This is a genomic window from Agrobacterium sp. ICMP 6402 (assembly GCF_009498615.1).
Lineage (GTDB): Bacteria > Pseudomonadota > Alphaproteobacteria > Rhizobiales > Rhizobiaceae > Agrobacterium > Agrobacterium burrii.
In genome coordinates, this window is record NZ_QSNV01000001.1 from 634158 (window position 1) to 653683 (window position 19526).

General features: G+C 59.1%; 16 protein-coding genes and 1 pseudogene. 9 read left to right on the forward strand and 8 right to left on the reverse strand.

All coding sequences use genetic code 11. The features are described from left to right. Nucleotides 1–26 precede the first annotated feature (26 nt). Both DXT96_RS03235 and gmk read left to right on the forward strand, forming a co-directional pair. Complete coding sequence (locus DXT96_RS03235; protein WP_153513504.1) at nt 27–914, forward strand: YicC/YloC family endoribonuclease; 888 nt, start codon at nt 27–29, stop codon at nt 912–914. Between the two features lie 4 nt (nt 915–918). Further along, a complete protein-coding gene (gene gmk / locus DXT96_RS03240; RefSeq protein ID WP_153513505.1) occupies nt 919–1581 on the forward strand; it encodes a guanylate kinase in 663 nt (220 codons plus the stop codon). A 13-nt stretch (nt 1582–1594) separates the two neighbouring features. Here the strand turns inward: gmk and DXT96_RS03245 are convergent, their stop codons facing one another. From DXT96_RS03245 to lptF, 7 genes are all read right to left on the reverse strand, one after another. Next, complete coding sequence (locus tag DXT96_RS03245; protein WP_174372781.1) at nt 1595–2206, reverse strand: alpha/beta hydrolase; 612 nt, start codon at nt 2204–2206, stop codon at nt 1595–1597. Between the two features lie 73 nt (nt 2207–2279). Continuing rightward, on the reverse strand, nt 2280–3110 hold the full coding sequence (gene rsmA, locus DXT96_RS03250; protein WP_153513506.1) for a 16S rRNA (adenine(1518)-N(6)/adenine(1519)-N(6))-dimethyltransferase RsmA: 831 nt from the start codon (nt 3108–3110) through the stop codon (nt 2280–2282). Continuing rightward, entirely contained in the window at nt 3110–4132 is a 1023-nt protein-coding gene (pdxA, locus tag DXT96_RS03255; protein ID WP_174372780.1) for a 4-hydroxythreonine-4-phosphate dehydrogenase PdxA, read from the reverse strand. The genes rsmA and pdxA overlap by 1 nt, the downstream gene beginning before the upstream one ends. A 26-nt stretch (nt 4133–4158) precedes the next feature. After that, nucleotides 4159–5106: a peptidylprolyl isomerase gene (locus tag DXT96_RS03260; RefSeq protein ID WP_149897936.1), complete on the reverse strand. Its 948-nt coding sequence runs from the start codon at nt 5104–5106 to the stop codon at nt 4159–4161. Between the two features lie 299 nt (nt 5107–5405). Further along, nucleotides 5406–7787, reverse strand: coding sequence for an LPS-assembly protein LptD (locus DXT96_RS03265; RefSeq protein WP_174372779.1), 2382 nt, complete (start codon nt 7785–7787; stop codon nt 5406–5408). Further along, a complete protein-coding gene (gene lptG, locus DXT96_RS03270) occupies nt 7787–8875 on the reverse strand; it encodes an LPS export ABC transporter permease LptG (protein ID WP_046798818.1) in 1089 nt (362 codons plus the stop codon). Before lptG ends, DXT96_RS03265 begins: the two co-directional genes overlap by 1 nt. Next, the gene (gene lptF, locus DXT96_RS03275; RefSeq protein WP_153513508.1) at nt 8872–10041 is read right to left on the reverse strand and encodes an LPS export ABC transporter permease LptF; all 1170 of its coding nucleotides are present in this window, start codon (nt 10039–10041) and stop codon (nt 8872–8874) included. The genes lptG and lptF overlap by 4 nt, the downstream gene beginning before the upstream one ends. Before the next feature lie 331 nt (nt 10042–10372). Here lptF and DXT96_RS03280 point away from each other — a divergent pair, with 331 nt between their 5' ends. From DXT96_RS03280 to DXT96_RS27125, 3 genes and pseudogenes are all read left to right on the forward strand, one after another. Further along, nucleotides 10373–11866 (forward strand): leucyl aminopeptidase, encoded by a 1494-nt coding sequence (locus tag DXT96_RS03280; protein ID WP_153514170.1) that lies wholly within the window; start codon nt 10373–10375, stop codon nt 11864–11866. A 25-nt stretch (nt 11867–11891) separates the two neighbouring features. Then, nucleotides 11892–12341: a DNA polymerase III subunit chi gene (locus tag DXT96_RS03285; protein ID WP_153513509.1), complete on the forward strand. Its 450-nt coding sequence runs from the start codon at nt 11892–11894 to the stop codon at nt 12339–12341. Then, nucleotides 12338–12539 (forward strand): annotated as a pseudogene (locus tag DXT96_RS27125) (GGDEF domain-containing protein); the annotation flags it as partial. The gene DXT96_RS03285 and the pseudogene DXT96_RS27125, both read left to right, overlap by 4 nt. A 24-nt stretch (nt 12540–12563) precedes the next feature. Here DXT96_RS27125 and DXT96_RS03290 read toward each other — a convergent pair. Continuing rightward, a complete protein-coding gene (locus DXT96_RS03290; RefSeq protein WP_153513510.1) occupies nt 12564–13490 on the reverse strand; it encodes a Gfo/Idh/MocA family protein in 927 nt (308 codons plus the stop codon). A gap of 403 nt (nt 13491–13893) precedes the next feature. Here DXT96_RS03290 and DXT96_RS03295 point away from each other — a divergent pair, with 403 nt between their 5' ends. The 4 genes from DXT96_RS03295 (at nt 13894) to DXT96_RS03310 (ending at nt 19509) form a co-directional block, all read left to right on the forward strand. Further along, entirely contained in the window at nt 13894–15009 is a 1116-nt protein-coding gene (locus DXT96_RS03295) for a diguanylate cyclase (RefSeq protein WP_246670520.1), read from the forward strand. Between the two features lie 114 nt (nt 15010–15123). Then, the gene (locus tag DXT96_RS03300) at nt 15124–17064 is read left to right on the forward strand and encodes an EAL domain-containing protein (protein ID WP_153513512.1); all 1941 of its coding nucleotides are present in this window, start codon (nt 15124–15126) and stop codon (nt 17062–17064) included. Nucleotides 17065–17227: 163 nt separating this feature from the next. Beyond that, a complete protein-coding gene (locus tag DXT96_RS03305; RefSeq protein WP_194287538.1) occupies nt 17228–18904 on the forward strand; it encodes a sensor histidine kinase in 1677 nt (558 codons plus the stop codon). Further along, complete coding sequence (locus DXT96_RS03310; protein WP_371418777.1) at nt 18901–19509, forward strand: response regulator transcription factor; 609 nt, start codon at nt 18901–18903, stop codon at nt 19507–19509. Before DXT96_RS03305 ends, DXT96_RS03310 begins: the two co-directional genes overlap by 4 nt. Nucleotides 19510–19526 lie beyond the last annotated feature (17 nt).

Below are 19526 nucleotides of genomic sequence, written 5' to 3' on the forward strand. Positions count from 1 at the left end.
GTACGGCATGACGGGGGCTTCCAGATATGACATTGCAATCGATGACCGGCTTTGCGCGCAGCGAAGGAACATCCGGCCGTTACCGCTGGGCGTGGGAGTTGCGCTCGGTCAACGGCAAGGGGCTTGATGTGCGGCTGCGGCTGCCGACCGGGCTTGAAGCGCTGGAAACGGCGCTGCGGGAAATCGCCGGCGAGCATCTTGCCCGCGGCAATATTCAGGCAGGTCTGTCGCTGTCGATTGCGGAAAACCGGCTGGAGGCCGTCATCAACCGTGATGCTCTCGCCGCTGTTCTGGCGCTCAAGAAAGAACTTGGCGATGTCGTCGAAGATAAGCCGCTGAGTTTCGATACACTGCTGTCGTTGCGCGGGCTGGTCGATTTTCGCGAGGCGGAAGATGACGCTGAGGCGCAGGCCGCACGCAACGCCGATGTGCTTGCCGGTTTTGCTGCGGCCGTCGAGAAGCTGAAGGACATGCGCGAGCGGGAAGGAGCATCGCTATTTGCCATCCTGTCCGGCCAGATCGACAGGATCGAGACGCTGGTGGCGCTCATCGAAAACGATCCTTCCCGCCAGCCGGAACAGATCGCCGCAAGGCTTGCCCAGCAGATCGCCCTGATCGGCGAGGGCATGCACGGGCTGGATCGTGACCGTCTTCACGCCGAGGCGGCGCTGATCGCCACCAAGGCGGATCTGCGCGAAGAGCTCGACCGGCTGCGCGCCCATGTGCAGGCTTCGCGCGAGCTTTTGGCAAATGGCGGGCCTGTCGGCCGCAAGCTCGATTTTCTTGCACAGGAATTTAACCGCGAGTCGAATACAATCTGTTCCAAATCGAACGCCAGTGCGGTAACCGCAGCAGGCATAGAGCTGAAAGTGGTTATCGACCAGTTCCGCGAGCAGGTCCAAAATCTGGAGTAGACCCATGGCCCCGGTGAATGATTCTCCCGTTACGATTGCCCGCAGAGGGCTGATGCTGGTGATTTCTTCGCCATCCGGCGCGGGTAAATCGACGATTGCCCGCAACCTGCTCGAGAAGGACAAGAATATCAGCCTTTCCGTCAGCGTCACGACGCGTCCGCGCCGCCAGAGCGAGATAGAGGGCATCCACTATCACTTCATCTCCAAGCGCGATTTCGAGCGCCTGCGCGACAACGAGGAACTGCTGGAATGGGCTGAGGTCCACGGCAATTTTTACGGCACGCCGCGTGATCCGGTGGAAATAGCGATGGCTGCCGGTCGCGACATGCTGTTCGACATCGACTGGCAGGGCGCCGAGCAGTTGCAGGACAAGATGAAGGCCGACGTCGTCTCGATCTTCATCCTGCCGCCGACCATGACCGAACTGCAATCGCGCCTGCACCGCCGGGCGGAAGACACAGAAGAGGTGATAAAGACCCGGCTCGTTAATTCCCGCGCCGAGATCGAGCACTGGCGCGACTATGATTACGTCATCCTCAACGACGATCTGCAGGCCGCCTTCGAGGCCGTCGAAGCCATCGTCAAAGCCGAACGCGTCCGCCGCGACCGTCGCCATGGTATGTTTGACTTTGTGCGGGCGCTGCTTGAGGAAGAACCGCAGCTCTGATTTATGCTGCGGGTCAGCGCGCCAGCCATTGACGGGACAGTCGCTCGTCCATCGCATCCTCTGCCCATCCATGGCCCGCGTCGATCGTCTCCAGAACAACCTCCGCACCGGCTGAAGCCAGTTGCTCGGCCAGATGCGGAGCATCGGAGGGGTGACGCCGGTCGTCACGGGTGCCCGCAAGCAGAAGTATGGGATATCCTGCGAGGTTTGGAAGAGACTGTTCATTCCTCGGAGATAGGGGGCGAAGCAGGATAGCGCCCTTTGACTGATGGCGGTCCTGACATATCGTTTCAGCCGCGATGATCGCACCGTTCGAATATCCGACGAGAATGGGTCTTTGCCCCGTCTGCTGAAACACGAAGGTGACAAACCGGCATAATCTGACAGCTTGATGTTTCAGATCGCCGATATCGAGCTGTCTGTCAGGCTTTCTGCGAAAAAACGCGAAGCCATTTTCCCAGGGTACAGCCCCTCTCGGCGCATATAAGACGCCATTGGGAAAGGTGGCGCGGCCAAAAGAGATAAGGTCTTCTTCCGTTCGTCCCGATCCATGCAGCAAGACAACCGCGCAGTCGGGCGTTTCGGCGGGAATGTCGAGCTTATAGTGAAAACCGGCATTCTCCACGCGCTTGTTCCTCTATTCGCCGGGCCAACGGACCTATGTCCCACCGTCCAGAACAGTGCATCACAGAGCGTATTTACAGGCAATTCGCCAATGTCACGAATTCCTCCACCGACAGCGTTTCCGCCCGCCGTGTGGGGTCAATGCCCGCTTTTTCCAGCAGCGTTTCGCCGCCAAGGCTCTTGACGCTCTGGCGCAGCATCTTGCGCCGCTGACCGAAGGCAGCTTCGGTCACTTTTTCAAGCTTGGCGACATCGCAGGGCAGCGGCTTGTCCTTGGGCAGCAGGTGCACGACGGTGGACGTCACCTTCGGCGGCGGGCTGAAGGCCTGCGGTGGCACGTCGAAGGCCATTTCCGATACCGTGCGCCAGCCGGCGAGAACGCCGAGGCGGCCGTAATGATTGTCGCCTTCCTCAGCCACAATACGCTGGCCGACTTCCTTCTGGAACATCAGCGTCATCGAGAGCCAGAAAGGCGGCCACGCTTTTGGCAGAAGCCAGTTGACCAGCAATTGTGTGCCGACATTGTAAGGCAGGTTAGCGATGATGCGCACCGGTTCACCGGCGGGGATCATGGCCTCGAAATCGGTCTTGAGGGCATCGCCCTCAATTACTTCGAGACGCCCGGGATAATGCGCTTCGATTTCCGCCAGCGCCGGCAGACAACGGCTGTCGCGTTCGACGGCGATGACCTTTTTGGCACCGAGCGAAAGAATGGCGCGGGTGAGGCCGCCGGGGCCTGGGCCGACCTCGATCACCGTCACGCCTTCAAGCGGCCCCGCTGTCCGGGCGATCTTCTGGGTGAGGTTGAGATCGAACAGGAAGTTTTGCCCAAGTGATTTCTTCGCATCGAGCCCATGGCGCTGAATGACATCGCGCAGCGGCGGCAGTCCATCTATGGTGGCCATTATGCGTCAACCCGGCTGCGGGCGGAAATTTCCGCCGCCATTTTCAGCGCGGCCACAAGGCTTGCCTCATTGGCGATGCCCTGGCCGGCAATGCCAAAAGCGGTGCCATGGTCCGGCGAGGTGCGGATGAAGGGCAGGCCGAGTGTGACATTGACCGAATCGTCAAAGCCGAGCGCCTTGGCCGGAATAAGTGCCTGATCGTGATACATGCACACAGCGACATCATAACGCCTGCGGGCGGCATCGTGGAACATGGTGTCGGCGGGCAGGGGACCGAAAGCATCGATCCCGTCTTTGCGCAGCCGCATGGTCGCTGGATGAACCACGTCGCGGTCCTCGGTGCCAAGCGCGCCGTCCTCACCCGCATGCGGGTTAAGCCCGGCAACCGCCAGACGCGGTGCCTCTATACCGAATTTCTGCCGCAGATCGGCATCGATAATGCGGCATGTCTCGACGATCAGTTCTTCGGTCAGTGCAGCTGGCACGTCTTTGACGGGGATATGGATCGTCACCGGCACGACGCGGACCTTGGGGCCGGCAATCATCATCACCGGCATCACCTGCTCACCCTTAAGGCGCAAAGCCAGATCGGCCAGAAATTCCGTATGACCGGGAAATCCGAACCCCGCTTCGTAAAGCACGGATTTCGCAATCGGATTGGTAACGACGGCTGCAGCCTTGCCCTCAACGGTCAGGGAAACGGCGGTTTCTATCGCCTTGATCGTCGCATGGGCAGCGCCGACATGCGGCTGGCCCGCCTGAACCTCGAACCCGACGGGAAGAGGCAGGATCGGGAAAGCGCGGTCGAAAACGCTGACAGCATCCGCCACATCGCATGTCTCGATATTGACCGGCATGCCGATCAACGCCGCACGGCTGGCCACCACATCGGGATCGCCGATGAAGATGAACGGCGGCAGACCGTTCTCCCGGCGTCTGGCCCAGGCGGCGATGGCGATATCGGGGCCGATACCGGCTGGATCTCCCTGTGTCAGGGCAAGCGGCAGGGATGCATGTGTCACGGAAAGACCCGGCTTTCGTATCAGTATCAGGTGTTGACGATCTGCGCCTTCTTGCGCAGCTCATCCATATATTTCTTTTCGTTCGGGTTTTCGCCGTCCTTGGCCTTCATCAGGTCTTCGGACTTGAACACCATCTCCGCCGCATAGTCGTCGGAAACCTGACGCTGCTTGCAGATGGCCAGATATTCGACACCCTTTTCGGTCACGCGGGTGCCGGTGGTGCCGCCTTCCTTGGTTTTTTCCACCAAAGCCTTCCAGTCTTCCGGAAGTTCAGGCGCGAGAATGCGGCCAAGATCCTTGATCGCCACGTCGCGCATGGTTGCTGCGAAGGTCATGGCCTGGTCGCAGCCGGGATAACGCTTGCGCGAGGCTTCAGCCTCGGACTTGCGCTTGCCGGTAATGGAATTGCGTTTGGATTCCGGGATGACGAAAATGACCTGCTGGAGGAAATATTCCGTCGTGACCGGCTTGTCGCCGCGTTCCTTCAGGCGGGTGACGAGATCCTGGTTCGACATCTTGCCACGCGCACCGTAACGGGCGTTGACGAGGCGCGGCCAGCTCATCTGCACGGCGATGAAGGCTTTGAAATGGTCAGCGCCGACGCCCGCCTGTGCGAGCACCTTCGACAATTGATCCGGTTTCATCTTGTTGTTGCCGGCAAAACGCGCAAAAGCGGCATCGACCTCATCGGTGCTGACCGACATTTTCACACGGCCGATTTCCTCGCGTTTCAGCGCCTCATCGACCAGCTGCTCGCGCGCCTTTTCGTTTAGATTGCCGGACTGGCGCTGCAGCTTCAGGAAGGCGACGCGTTTGGCGATATCGTCATTGGTGATGGGTGTCTTGTTGACGACGATCTTGACCGTGGCGTCGGCGAAAGCCTGGCCGGTATAGGGCACGGCGGCCATGGGAACGGCAAATATCGCAAAGGCGAAAGCAGCGCCACGCAAAGCCGTCTTTCCGAAATTCATCATGTCCTTCTCCCTTTCGTCGGGCAGGGGCCTGTCTCCCTGTCCCGCCAGTCTGTTCTGCCTGACGGTGGAAATTTCGCATTCCCCGGCCTGTCAGACCTGCATTTGCGCGTCCGCGCCGCGATTTTGCCACGTATATATCATCGCGATCCGCAGGACGGCAATGTCTCGGTTTGTTGAAAGAAAACCCGATAGGGGTTTATACCCGGCCGACACTGGCGTGTTGTTGCGGCGAAACCGTGACTTTTACTGGCCGAACGGCAAAAAGGCGGGTCACGATGCTGCGTGACCCGCCTTTAAACTCAGTAATTATTCGGCTTCCAGCCGATATCCATATCGGCCCAGTCCTGGTTGGCGGAACCAATGCTGACATCACCGAGCGTGCGGAACGCCAGACGGGCGTTGATCGACCAGTCATTGGCGGCCTGCCGAGTGGAATTGATGTTGCCCTCGTTGGAATAGCTGACTGTCAAGATCGTGCATTCGTCCTGGTAGGCAATGCCGACGCGGCGCTCGGCGGCAAATTTTCCGTTCAGATCATAATTGATCGAGCCGAACAGCGACCAGTTGTCGTCCATACGCAGCATGCCGGAAGCCTGAACGATGTCGCGGTCTCCGGTATAACCGTATTTTGGCTGCGCCTTGAGTTGGGTATAGCTGACCTTGCCGGTGATGCGGCGGTCAGAATAGCTGAGGCCGGTCTCAGACCGGTTGATGTCGAAATCGTCCTTGTCGAGACGCAGGCTAGACGACAGCGAAAGGCCGATCGGCGCATCGAAGGCAGCCATGGCGACGTAATCCGACCGGTCGGACTCCAGACCTGAGTCAGCACCGACATTAGCCAGATCATAGGATGCGAAGGAGTTCTCGCCCGCCAGATGGAAAGACTGGCCGACAACGGCGCGAACGCCGTAGCCGTTGTCGAAGGTGCCGTTATAACGGAAGCCGAGATTGGCACGGGTGCCGCCTTCGATCCGGTCGAAACCGGAAAACTTGTCGCGTTCGAACAGATTGGTCGCGTCGAATACGAATGCCTGCGCATCTTCGTTGGGGAGACGGCCGGAATATTGTTCGTTCGGACGCACAAAAATCTGCGCGATCGGTTCGATCACGTGGCTGCTGTTGAGCGCCGTGAAGAGCCACGGATAACGCACTTCCAGACCGCCGGTGACCATACCGCGAAACGCCACGTCGTCATGCATCATGCCTTCGTAGGCGTAGGACGTACCGCCCGATGTAAAGCTTGAGGGCGACATGTCCGTCCACAGCGCATCGCCGCGCGCGGCCAGAATTGGCGTGATCTGCAGGCCGCTATCCATCGTGAAGGTGCGCTTCCACTCGGCCTCGGTGGAGAGACGGGTATAGTCGCCCTTGAGCCCGTTGAAACGCGAGTAGCCTCCAAGCGCGTAAGCGTCCTGTTCCAGGCGGGTGATACTGGTCAAATTAGTGGTCAGCGACAGTTCGCCGCCATAGATCGGATCCGGCACGAAATAACGATAGTCAACGACTGGATGGACGATGGCCTGCCGACGTTCCTCGGCTTCATTATTGTCCGTGTCCTGAACGTTGAAATAATAGCCGCGTGCATCGAAACTGTTCCGCGCGCTCTCACCGCTCAGGTAAATCTGATTGGTCTGAACGCTACCCTTGTAACCTGCGAGATTATAGGTGCGTGAAAAGTTATTATCGGTCTGCACCATGGCATCCCAGCCGAAGGCCCAGCGGGGATTGATTGTGAAATCACCCTTGCTGGCGATCATGCCGCGATTGTCGTTGAGCGCGTCGCTGGTTCCGGCTGTGAAAGTATCGGACTTCTGCTGGCTGATGCCGGCGATCGTCATCGTGTGCATGCCGGTTTCGAAACGCTGGCGCAGTTCAGCCTGCAGAAGCAGACCCTGCGTCGTATAATAGGTCGGCGTAACCGTCACATCCGCTGTGTCGGAGAGAACCTGGAAATAGGGTACGCCGATGCCGAAACCGAGATTGTCGGTAATGCTCATCTGCGGGAACAGGAAGCCGGACTTCCGCTTCACCGTATTGTCGGGAACCGTCAGGAACGGCACATAGGCGACCGAGTAGCCGAAAAGCTGCAGGCGGGCTTTTTCCAGCCGGATCGTATGGGTCTTGCCGTCCTGGACGACGCGCTCGGCCTTGACCTGCCAGAGCGGCGCCTTTTCAGGCTTTGCGGCGCAGGGCAGACAGGCGGTGTAGACGCCGTTGTTAAGGACCATCAGGTCGCCTTCGAGGCGTTCGGCACTTTCACCCGCGATGCGGGTATTATCAGGGGTCTCGACGCGCAGTGCGTTGACGAAGCCCTGACCGAAATCGTCGGTAACGTCCATTTCGTCGGCATAGATTTTGTTGCCGCCGGGCTCGATCAGCTCGATATTGCCATGCGCGATCACGCGGCCGCTCTGCTGATTATATTCAACTTGCTGGGCCACCATGCGGTAGCCCGAATATTTCATGCGAACCACGCCCTTCGCGATGACGCGCTGGGAGTCGCGATTATAGGTCAGTTCATTTGCTGTAAGCAGGAGTTTCGAATCGTCTTGGCTTGCAGACGCAAGCATCCCGCCCTGGCCAAAAGCGACCGGGCTTGATGCCAAATACGCGCACACAGCGGCACCCGTCAGAAGGGCCGTCCAAAGCCGCCTGATATTCCCGCGGTCATATACCGCCACTAGCCGTCCTCCTGATGAAGCAGAATGGTTGCCCCCAAAGCCAACGCCACGACGACTGGAACCCAGACCGCGACGGTGGGAGGGACAACACCACCACTCCCGAATGCCCTTACGAGCACGGTTACTACATAAAGCACGAAGCCGGAAACGATTCCACCCAGAATCACGGAGCGCGATTGGGCGAAGCGGCTGAACTTTAATGAAACGGTCGCGGCGATCAAGGTCATCGCAACCAGAAGCAGGGGCGTCGATAGCAGGAAATGATACTGCGTCTCAAGCGCTTTTGAAGACAGTCCAAAAGACTTTGCAACTTCGATCTTGTGAGAAAGATCAAAGAAAGCAACGGTTTCCGTCTGAGTCATACGTTCTTGCACGAATTCCCGTCTCAGATTGGTACTGATCCGCGTGCTCTCTTGCCGAACTGGCACATGTCCGGCGCGCGTTTCCGTCACGCCGTTAAGAAGCCAGTAACCATCTTCCAACTTTGCCGACTTGGCATCCTGCCGCGAGACGATGTTTCCGTCCTTGTCGAGGTGGATCAGAACCACGTCGAGCAGCATCGTTCCGTTGTCCTCGAAGCTCTTGGCGCCGATGATCGTGTCCTGGCCGCCGCTCGCCTGACGCATCCATGGAATGATCTGCTGCTGGCGCCCTCCATTGGCTTCGTTGCGCCATCCCGCTTCCATAGCCAGCGACCGGTTCTGGCCCCATGCGGCGATGGGGTTCAAAACGACGACGGACAGAATGCCGAGAAGGACGGATCCGAGGACGAAGGGAAGGATGAATTGCCAGGCGGAAACACCTGCTGCGCGCGTGACGACCAGTTCGTAACGTCGATTGAGCGAAATCAGTGTCGTCATGCCCACGAAAAGGGCGATGAAGGGAACGGTCTGCTGCAGGATCAGCGGCAGGCGAAGTGCTGTCAGGCCAAGTGCGCCCGGAACGGAATAGCCCGGCACGCTGGACATGCGCCGCGCCGTCTCGCTGAAATCCGCGAGATAGATGATCGACGATACGCCAAGCACGAACCACACGGCCGTCATTAGATATCGTTTGAGGAAATACCGGGCGAGGGTGTTGAAAATCATGCGTTGCCGCTCCCCGAATTGCGTGCCAGCCGGCTGGAGAACAGACGGCGCATCCGGCTCGCCGCATCCGCGATAATCTTCGGCATCTTCGGTTTGCGACCGGTCACCAGAATGAAGGCGGCCGCAGCGCCGCTGAGACCCGGCACGGCATAGACCAGCGGAATGAAGGCCGCGCTCTGCTTGACCTGATTGGTGACGTAAAAACCGAGCCAGCGCAGCATGAAGGCCGTCACCAGCGCGGCGACCATCGGGTGCATGCGCGCCTCGCGATGCGAACGGGCATCGGCGGCGATGACCAGCGAGATCAGCGCGAAGGCAAAGGCAAACATCCAGTCCGACAGGCGCTTGTGCAGCTCGCTGCGGAAGTTTTCCGGCGACCGCTTGTAGCTCGCATTGTTTTCATCTGGCGACAGAAGGAAGCCGAGGCTGGCATCGCCCGGAGACAGCGAGGGTTCGGAATCCTGCTTTTCCGACATGGTCGAAAGGTCGAAGGCATAGGACAGGAACTTGACGATCGACACTTTGCCATCTGGCGTCTTCTGCTGCACTTCGCCGTCGCGCATGGTCAGCGACGTGCCGCTTTCATCGATCATGCCTTCCTTGGCATAATAGATGAGATCGAAATTCGGATCGCGCCGGTCGGCGACGAAAAGGCCCTTGAGGATGCGGCCCTGTCTTTGGGCGATCTGCACATAGAGACCATCCTGAATGGTACGGAAGGTCTTTTCTTCGATCACCGAGGACAGGAGGTCGGCATAGGCCGCGGCCACCATCTGCCGGGCGGAGTTACGCGCCGGCGGCTCGATGAAATTGGTGATGGTGAAGGAAAGCGCGCTGAGAACAGCGGCCAGAATGAGAACCGGGCGAAACATCACCGAACGCGGCGATCCGGCCGCATCGATGATCGCAAGCTCGGAGTCATTGTTCATCGCCGTGAATGTCTGGGTGATGCCGATGACGAGGGCGAAAGGCAAAACAACGGGGATCAGCGTCGGCAGGATCAGGGTCGCGAGCGCCATGAAGGAGCCCATCGACTGACCGGTGTCGGTGACGAGATTGATTCTCTGGAGAACCTGGATGGTCCAGATGATGGCGAGCACCGGCAACAGCGCGACCAGAAACATCTGCGTTGTCCGCCGCAGGATATAGTTCTCGAGAAGCTTCATACGGCCCTGTTCGACATTGTTTTCCCGTGCGATTGCCCGCCGGATTTCCGCTTATCTAATCGCATCGTTTGCAATTGGCTATTCCGGCGTGCTCACAAATATGTTTTGCACGACGATTTTTCCATCGCCTGTGTCTTTTTGTGGAACAAGCTGTCGGTTTCATGACGTAATCGGCCCATCCGCAAAAATGTCATTCCTTTAACGAATGTGGACCTTTAAGGAATGTCTGCCTTTAAACAATGCAGGCCTTAAAAAATGTAGGGTTGCGCCGGGGGCTGAAAAGGCCATGATCGTGCGCATCATGAAATTTGACCATGAAGAGCAGGAAAACATGTCCGCCAAATTCGATATTTCTTTCGCCAATTCCGCTTCGCTTGAAAACTCTCTGGCCGTTGTGCTGCAAGCCTTCGGTGAGGCGCAGGCTGCCGCCGGTGCTTCCGAGGCCGATCCGGGTGGAGTGATCGAGAGAGCGGCGAAGATTGCGGGATTTGCTGCCAAATCCATGACGACACTCGATGTGATCGCGCCGCAGGGCTCGAGCGCCGACCGATTGCTCATCATCGGCCTTGGCAAGCCGGCGAAACTTGTTGCGCATGACTGGCTGCGTGCCGGCGGCACTGCCGCCGCCAATTTCCGCAAGGCCGACAAGGTCGCCATCTATCTCGACGCTCCGGGCGTCGAAATCAGCGCGCAGGCCGCTGCGGATTTCGCACTGGGCCTTCTGCTGCGCGCCTATAGCTTCGATGCCTACAAGACCAAGAAAAAATCCGATGACGAAAAGACACCGAAGAAAGTCGATGTCGTCATCGTCACCGCTGCTCATCAGGAAGCGGAAAAGGCCTTTGCCGTCTCCGAAGCCGTTGCGGGCGGCGTTCTTCTGGCGCGCGACCTTGTCAACCTGCCGCCGAACGTTCTCGGCCCTGTCGAATTCGCTGAAAAGGCGGAAGAGCTGCGCAAGCTGGGTGTCGATGTCGAGATTCTCGGCGAAAAAGACTTGAAGAAGCTGGGCATGAACGCGCTTCTCGGCGTGGCGCAGGGCTCGGCCCGTCCGCCCCGGCTTGCCGTCATGCAGTGGAATGGTGGTTCCAAGAAGGATGAACCCATTGCTTTCGTCGGCAAGGGCGTCGTTTTTGATACCGGCGGTATTTCGCTGAAGCCCGGCCTCAACATGGAGGACATGAAGGGCGACATGGGTGGCGCCGCAGCCGTCACAGGCCTCATGCATGTGCTTGCGGCCCGCAAGGCGAAGGCAAATGTCATCGGTGTCATCGGTCTCGTGGAAAACATGCCCGATGGCAACGCCCAGCGTCCGGGCGACATCGTCACTTCCATGTCCGGCCAGACCATCGAGATCATCAATACCGATGCCGAAGGCCGCCTGGTTCTGGCGGATGCGCTCTGGTACACCAAGGAACGTTTCAACCCGAAATTCATGATCAACCTCGCCACCCTCACGGGTGCGATAACGGTTGCGCTCGGCAATCTTCAGGCCGGCCTTTTCTGCAATGACGACGAGCTTGCAACGCGTCTTGCCCAGGCCGGTGATGTGACGGCCGAAAAACTGTGGCGCATGCCGCTCGGCAAGGACTACGACAAGATCATCGATTCCAAATTCGCCGACATGAAGAACAGCTCGGGCCGTCTGGCCGGTTCCGTCACGGCCGCACAGTTCCTGAAGCGCTTCGTGGGTGAAACGCCGTGGGCGCATCTCGATATCGCCGGCACAGCGATGGGATCGCCCATGACCGAGATCAACCAGTCCTGGGGATCGGGTTACGGCGTGCGGCTTTTGAACGAACTCGTTCGCGCCCACTACGAAGATTGATGCGAGCGGAGTTCGAAGTCTGCGGATGACTGAAATTCTGTTCTACCATCTGACGGAATCGAAGCTCGAGGATTCGTTGCCGCCTTTGCTCGAAAAATCGCTGGAACGCGGCTGGAAGGTCGCGATCCAGACGGTGGACGAGGCTCGCCGCGATTTCCTCGACACGCATCTGTGGACCTTTCGTGACGACAGTTTTCTGCCGCACGCCACCGATACATCTTCGGCACCGCAAAGCCAGCCGATTCTCCTGACAGCCTCGGACGTCAACGACAATGGGGCAAATGTCCGCTTTCTGGTGGACGGCGCCGAACCGCCGGCGGTGGAGGCCTATGAGCGCATCGTCTTCATGTTCGACGGATACGATGCCTACCAGCTCGAAATGGCGCGAAACCACTGGAAAAGGCTGAAGACCGAAGGTCATGCGCTGACCTATTGGCAACAGTCGCCGGAGGGGCGCTGGCAGAAAAAGGCGTAGTCGCCGGCACGGCAGGCCGGCTTCTCTCCGCCTTCCGCAAACCTTTAGATGTCGATGGCCAGGAGGTCGCAGCGCGCCCCAGCATCGGTGGCGCGATTGCCCCGCAGACGGGTGCGGATCGCGCGACGCTGTTATGCCGCGTCGATGAGGCAAGCCAAAAAATCAGGGCGCGGCCGTTTTGTCAGCCGCGCCCTCTGAGAAGTTCTGAAAACGACCGTATTGTCAGTCGTAGAAGGAATCCACGAATTTGTGGCGGCCAAGCAGGAAGGCGTCGGCCACATGGGTTAGTGGCGCCAGATCCACATCGGAGCGGCCGGCCTTGATGATTTCCGCGAAACGCTCGTAAAGGGCGGGATATTCCCGCTCCGGCTCGGAGAGCTTCTCTTCGCCGTTGATGGAGAGCTTGGCGCCGCCTTCCGATAGCACCATTTGTCCGCCGGCCGTTTCGGCGACGATATCCCAGCTCTGCTTGCCGGTCTGGCGCCAGTCGAACTCGGCCCGCAAAGGCATTTTCGTCACGTCGGAAAAATGCAGGTCGGCAGCGATCGGCGCGTCGCGGTTTTCCGGGAATTCCAGCGTCGCCTTGGTCAGGAACAGCGCGCGGGGCAGGATATGGGTGATGATGGAAAGGGCGTTGATGCCGGGGTCGAAGACGCCAAGGCCACCCGCCTGCCAGATCCACGCCTGGTTCGGGTGCCAGTGGCGCACATCCTCTTTCCAGATCACATGCACGCTGTCGATTGTCGTTGAAGCCAGAAATGCCTTGGCTGCTTCCACAGCCGGCGCGTAACGCGAATGCCAGCTTGCAAACAGCGAAAGCCCCTTCGAATCCGCTAAGCGCGCGAGATCCTGCACTTCAGAAAGCGTAGCACCCGGCGGCTTTTCAAGGAAAACATGCTTGCCGGCATTCAGAGCCGCATAGGCTGCCTCGTAACGAAACTGCGGCGGCATGCACAGGGACACGGCCTCGATCTGCGGAACCGCTTCCAGCATTGCCTCGATAGTGCCATAGGAGGCGACGCCATCCACGGTGCCATGACGGCTCGCTGTGGCGATCAATTCGAAATCCGGATTGCCCGCGATGGCTGGAAGGTGCTGGTCGCGAACGATTTTGCCGACGCCGACGATGGCAAGCTTGGTGGCTGACATGGAGAGGTACCCGTGTGCGTGCTTCATGAGATAAAGTGTGACTTTACAAGTTTTTAGCAGAAACGGCCGAAGGGGCAAGGTGATCGTCCCGATCGGGAATGGCTTTTTTGATGAACAACATCACAAAATAAAATATCGAATATGCTGTTTCGGAATAAAGTAGTATTTAGGATATGAAATAATATTTTGAGTTTAAATCGTAAAATTCGTTTTTCAATATTTTTTAATGGTAGTTTTGTAGTTGTTTTTCATCGATATTAGGTTGCGAATTTTATTTTTTCTTATGGGTGTTTTGAAGAGCGTTTGGATGATATTTTTACTTAAAGAGGACCGGTCTTCTGGGTTCATTCGCAAAGTCAATGAAAGCAACCATCGGTTCAATACATATGGATTAATTTTCGGAATGGTTGTCTATAATCTGTACCTGTTTGTCGATACGAACTGGGTGCCGGAGATTATCTGGCTGGATGTTGTCGTCCGGTTGTTTGTTGTCACACCGCTCCTGTTCCTTTATTTCCCGGCGCGGCATTATGCAGTGCTGCTGCGTCCGGATGCGATTGCGCATGAAGTCCTTCACGGGTTGGGATGTATGCTGGTCGTCGCATCGCTGATGTTCGTCTATGCCAATGCGCGCACCGCGTCGGCAAGCGAATATTACATGGGTGTCATCACTGTCATACTCTATATGAACACGGTGCATCGCAAGCCGCTTCCTCTCGCTGTCATGGGAACGGTCGGCTGCTTGGTCGTCTTCATCATCGGCATGCAATATGTGACGGTGACGAGCGAGGCGGCGAAGCTGCCGGCGATCCTGTGTTCGGTCGGGATCAGCGCCGTCTCGCTGTTTGCGGCCTATCGCATCGAGCAGGTGGAGCGGCGGGACTATCTGGCCTCGCTGCGCGAAAAGATGCTGCTTCAACAAATTCAAAGCGCCAATCGGGACCTGCAGCAGCTTTCCAATACCGACCAGCTGACAGGCATTTGCAACCGCCGCAGCTTTGACGAGGCGGCACGCGAGATTTCCGCCAGCAGCAAGCCTCGGGCGCTCATTCTTCTCGATGTCGACTATTTCAAGAACTACAATGATTCAGAAGGGCATGTGGCTGGCGATGACTGCCTGCGCGAGATTGCCGGCAGGCTGCGCGCCGCCCTGCGCAGGGATGATGGTGACAGGAGTTTCGTTGCGCGTTATGGCGGCGAGGAATTTGTGGTCCTGCTCGACAATTGCGTCGTATCCGCAGCCCTTGCCGTTGGTGAAAGGCTAAGATCGGCGGTGTCGGGCGAGGCGATACCTCACCCCAACCGCCCGGACGGACAGACCGTCGTCACGGTCAGCCTCGGAATAGCCGTTTCCACCGATGGCCTGGAGACAATACAGGGCATGCTGAACCGCGCGGATGAAGCACTGTACGAGGCGAAGCGCCGGGGACGCGACAGGCTGGTGCTGGCCGCCGCGCAGGCCGGGGCGATTGCCGCTCCGGAGAATTTTGCCGGGATGCGAACGGTAGCGGCGATATAGGCCGGCCGTGGCGGCGGACGACGTATTATAGTTCGTCCTTCGCAGATACGGGAATTGTGAAAGGCCAACGCCGGAATTCCGGCGGCGAAACAAATAATAACCGGGGGTTTGCAGATGATGGAATTGATCGCCGTTCAGGCAGCGGCCGCTGCCGCCGAGCTTCCATTCCTGCTGCTCCAGGCAGCTGCGGTGATCGGCATGGTATCCGTGCTGATCCTCATGCGCCGCAACATCGCCCTCGATGACCCACGTTATAAGATCTATTACGGTATCATTTTCGGCGTGGCCGGATTTCTGCTGACGCTTCTGGTTTCCGAGTTCATCAAGCTGCCTTCCAAACCTTATATCCGCTCGGATCTGCTGTTCCTTGCCGGGCTTCTGGGGTCATGGCAGGGTGGGGGAATAGCGCTGCTTCTTGTTGCTGTCGGTCGCTACGTAATCGGTGGCCCGGTGCTGTTTTTCGCCGCTTTTCAGGACATGGTCGTCATCTCGGCTTTCGGGATATTGATGTATGGCTGGATGCGCCGCCGGCGTCTGACCGAACTGGGGATGCGCGATATTTTCGCCGTTTTTGGTGTGCGGTTTGTCGCCGTGCTGTTTGCCATCTCCGTATCGTTCGGTCTGGGTCTTATCGATCAGGCGCTGTTTTTGAGCGCCGTCGGCCGCCGCACTCTGGGGGCGGTCGTTGTTGGTCTGCCGATGATCACCTGCCTGTTTCTTGTTCTGCGCAGCGAGGCGCGGGCGCGGGAAGAAGTGAGGAAGCGCGATATCGCGGCACGGACAGATTCCCTGACCGGCCTGCCCAACCGTCGCGCCCTCAAAGACCATATCGAAACGATGGCACGGCGGGAGCCGCCCGTGCCGCACGCCCTCCTTCTCATAGAAATCGTCAATATTGCCGATGTCGCCGCCTGCGAAGGCGAGGACTGGGCCGATCTTTTCTGGCCGCGACTGGCGCGGGAAGTATGTGATGGTGATAGCAGCCTGCTGTCGCACTCCAATGCGCCGCGCAGCTTCATGTTCGGTGATACGACGCTTGCGGTGGTTATCGAGGGGGTTTCGCTGGAAAAGTCGGAAAGCGCGCGACTTATGATGCATCTCCATGACGGGCTGAGCGCATTTTGCCGGTCCGCGGAGGCGGGGCCGGTGCCGCATCTGAAGATCGGCGCAGCCAATCTGGATAAGCTTTCCCGGCAGAACTTAGCGTCCTTTCTCAGGCATCTCAGCCTGGCGCTGAGGAGAAGCGAAAATCCGGTGCAGATTTTCCCCTTCTCCTTCGCCGAAAAAGCCACCCGCGACGAGGGTGTGCGGCAGATGCTGGTCCATTGGATCAAATCCGGCAGGCCGCCAATATGCTACCAGCCGAAATTTGAAATGCACAATCGCCGCATGATCGGTGCGGAGGCGCTTCTGCGGGCAACCGATGCGCGCGGGCAGGCGCTTTCGCCCTATTACGTGCTGGAGATTGCCGAGCGCCACCGGCTGCTGGTGGAATTTGAGTGGTCAACGATCGAGGCGGTCGTCTGCGACCTCAGCGATCTGCGGAACCTTGAGCCGGATTTTCATCTGGCGGTGAATATTTCCGCCTCGTCATTTTCGACCCCGCGTTTCGGAGACCGGGTCGTGGCGTTCCTGAGTGAAATGACGGTGCCGCCGCATCGGCTGTCGATCGAGGTGACGGAGATGAGCCGTGTACCGGCCATCGACGTCGTGCAGCAGAATTTCGACAGGCTGAGTGAAGCAGGCGTGCGGCTGTCACTTGACGATTTCGGCACCGGTTATGCCGCGCTCACGCTGCTTGCGAGGTTCCCCTTCGAAGAGGTCAAGATCGACCACTGGATGACGTCCCGGCTCGATCAGTCACGCTTCAAGGACGCGATCGCTCTCGCCTTTGAAAGCGCTGAGCGTTACGGCGCCAAGCTGGTGACGGAAGGCATAGAAACGGAGGAGCAGAGCCGGCTTCTCATGCAGATGGGCATCCGTTTCGGTCAGGGTTATCTCTATTCGCCCGCCGTACCGCTCGATCGTTTGCAACCCCGCAGGGAATGCGCCTAGAGGGTTTCCGACAGGGCTACAACGCAGCACTATGTGATCCTATTCCAGCGCGAGCGGCAGGCGAGCCTGTTTCAGCCGGATTGAATGTTTGGCCAGTCTGTGCTGAGAGGTTCTATGACGAACCAATGTTCCGGCCGTGTTTTCCGGTCGAGCGAGCGAAGAGATGCTTGAAAACAACGACGCATGGAACAGGCGATCCGGGCATTCCGGCCAATCTACGCCGGAGGCAATGAGGGCAGGCGCGGGCAGCGTCACGCAGTCGCTCCGCACGATCGCCGATGCCATATCCGGCCGCCGACCAGCGTCAGGTGATCCGCGCTCTCCGGCCGCCTGGCCGTTTTTCCGGGTGCTCGCGGTCTGGGCATTGTTGATGGCGGCGGTCATCTCCGCTCTGGCGGCTTACCAATATGTCAGCCTGCTTGGCGAACTGGAGCGGCAGAGCGACGCCTTGCAGGCTGAGGCTACGCGCCGGGCGGATCAGCACGATGCCCATGTGACGGCGCTGTCGGCGGTGGCGCAGGCGGAGCAGGGGCCGGACGACGGCCTGCTGCTTGCGATTGCTGCGCCGATCCTGCAATTTTACCCGCGCATCGATGAGGTCCAGCTGGTTTCCCTCAATGAGGGAGATCCCGCCATCGGCACCCGGCCGTTGGAAAATGAACTGGCTACGGATATTCGCAAGGCGGCATCGGCTTTCACGGGCAAGCCGGCATTGCTGGCAAGTGCGCTGAGGCCTGGCCATTACCTCATCGTCAAGCGCAGCCCCAATAGCGAGACGGCACGACAGGCGCTGGTGCTGGCCGTCGATGCGGCACGGCTGCTGGCATCCGATGCCCCCTTCTGGTCGGCGCAACGGGCAGTGACCCGCCTGAAAATGCCGGATGGCACCCTGTTATACGGCCCGCCGCAACTGCCTGTAGAACCGCAATATGCCCGGCAGCTGAGCAGTGCCAGCCAGCCGCTGCTTCTGGAGGTGGCGCTTCCCATCACCTGGCGGGAACTTTTGCCGGGCCGCGCCCTGCTGGCGGCGCTGGCCGGTGCCAGCATCATTTTTGTGTTCGGCATCGTAATGGCAAGGCAGAGAACGCGTATACGCGCCGCCGAAAGGCGGGCAGAACTGAGCGGCATGGAGGCGAGGCTGACCCACGCCTCACGGGTCAATGCGCTTGGAGAGATGGCGAGCGGCCTTGCCCATGAACTGACCCAGCCCCTGACGGCAATCCTGGCGCAGGCGCAGGCCGGGCGACGGCTTCTTGCCCGTGAGGATATCGCAACGCTTTCCGGTGCGCTGGACGATATGATCGAGCAGGCGCGATGCGCCGCCAACATGCTCGACCGTTTCCGCAACTGGTCGCTGCCGCACCGCCATCCGGCCACGGCGCATGACCTGCGCGTTGCGCTGCGTAATGTCGATGCACTTTTGACCGGCGAGGCGGCGCGCCAGCAGGTTGTCATCGATATCCGGCAACCGGAGGTGCCGCTTCTGGTTCGGGTTGATCCGGTGGAAATGGAGCAGGTGATGTTCAATCTGCTGCGTAATGCCCTTGATGCGCTGGCCGGTGCCGACGAGGGCAACGGCGTAATCACAGCAACGCTCACCCGCAAGGGCGATCTTGCCCTGTTCGAAGTCGCCGATAACGGCCCCGGCGTGGAGCCGCAATTGCGCGACCGGCTCTTTACCCCCTTTGCAACCACAAAAAACAACGGCATGGGACTTGGTCTCGCGCTCAGCCAGCGGCTGGTGGAGCGCGCCGGCGGCGAAATCCTCTTCATCGAGCAGGAAAACGGCGCCTTGTTCCGTGTTGTCCTGCCGGTCACCACGGAGGCGATGAAACCGTGACGCTGCCCGTCTATCTCGTTGACGACGACGACGCCGTGCGCAAGGCGCTGATATTGCTTTTGTCCACGGTCGGCATCAAGGCGAAGGGATTTGCCGACCCAACGGGTTTTCTTGGCCAATTACCGGGGCTTGAGCCGGGCTGCCTGATCTTCGACATTCGTATGCCCGCCATTACCGGCCTCAAGCTTCAGGAAAAGCTGGTGGAGCAAGGCATCGACTGGCCGGTCATCATCATTTCCGGCCACGGAAATATCGAGGCCTGCCGCCGCGCCTTCCGCAATGGTGCCGTGGATTTCCTGTCGAAGCCCGTGGATGAACAGGATCTTATCGATGCGATCCAGAAGGCGCACCAGACGCTGGCCCGCACACTGGATGCACGGGCGTTGCAGGCGGAAACGGTGGCGCTTCTGTCGCTTCTGACCGCGCGTGAGCGTGAGATACTCGAGCGCATCGCTCTCGGTTTCACCACCCGCCAGATCGCTGACGGGCTTGGCCTGTCACCGCGCACGGTTGACAGCCACCGCGCCGCCATTGGCCTCAAGCTCGGCACGACCTCACAGGCGGAAATGACAAGGCTCTGGCTGGAAGCCGGCGAAGATCGGTAGAACTACCGACCGCCCGG

Bases quoted from the DNA above. Each gene is read 5' to 3' on its own strand.
- DXT96_RS03235 (WP_153513504.1), top strand. From the start codon at position 27: ATGACATTGCAATCGATGACCGGCTTTGCGCGCAGCGAAGGAACATCC.
- gmk (WP_153513505.1), top strand. From the start codon at position 919: ATGGCCCCGGTGAATGATTCTCCCGTTACGATTGCCCGCAGAGGGCTG.
- rsmA (WP_153513506.1), bottom strand. From the start codon at position 3,110: ATGGCCACCATAGATGGACTGCCGCCGCTGCGCGATGTCATTCAGCGC.
- DXT96_RS03260 (WP_149897936.1), bottom strand. From the start codon at position 5,106: ATGATGAATTTCGGAAAGACGGCTTTGCGTGGCGCTGCTTTCGCCTTT.
- lptG (WP_046798818.1), bottom strand. From the start codon at position 8,875: ATGATTTTCAACACCCTCGCCCGGTATTTCCTCAAACGATATCTAATG.
- lptF (WP_153513508.1), bottom strand. From the start codon at position 10,041: ATGAAGCTTCTCGAGAACTATATCCTGCGGCGGACAACGCAGATGTTT.
- DXT96_RS03280 (WP_153514170.1), top strand. From the start codon at position 10,373: ATGTCCGCCAAATTCGATATTTCTTTCGCCAATTCCGCTTCGCTTGAA.
- DXT96_RS03285 (WP_153513509.1), top strand. From the start codon at position 11,892: ATGACTGAAATTCTGTTCTACCATCTGACGGAATCGAAGCTCGAGGAT.
- DXT96_RS03290 (WP_153513510.1), bottom strand. From the start codon at position 13,490: ATGTCAGCCACCAAGCTTGCCATCGTCGGCGTCGGCAAAATCGTTCGC.
- DXT96_RS03295 (WP_246670520.1), top strand. From the start codon at position 13,894: ATGGTTGTCTATAATCTGTACCTGTTTGTCGATACGAACTGGGTGCCG.
- DXT96_RS03300 (WP_153513512.1), top strand. From the start codon at position 15,124: ATGATGGAATTGATCGCCGTTCAGGCAGCGGCCGCTGCCGCCGAGCTT.
- DXT96_RS03305 (WP_194287538.1), top strand. From the start codon at position 17,228: ATGCTTGAAAACAACGACGCATGGAACAGGCGATCCGGGCATTCCGGC.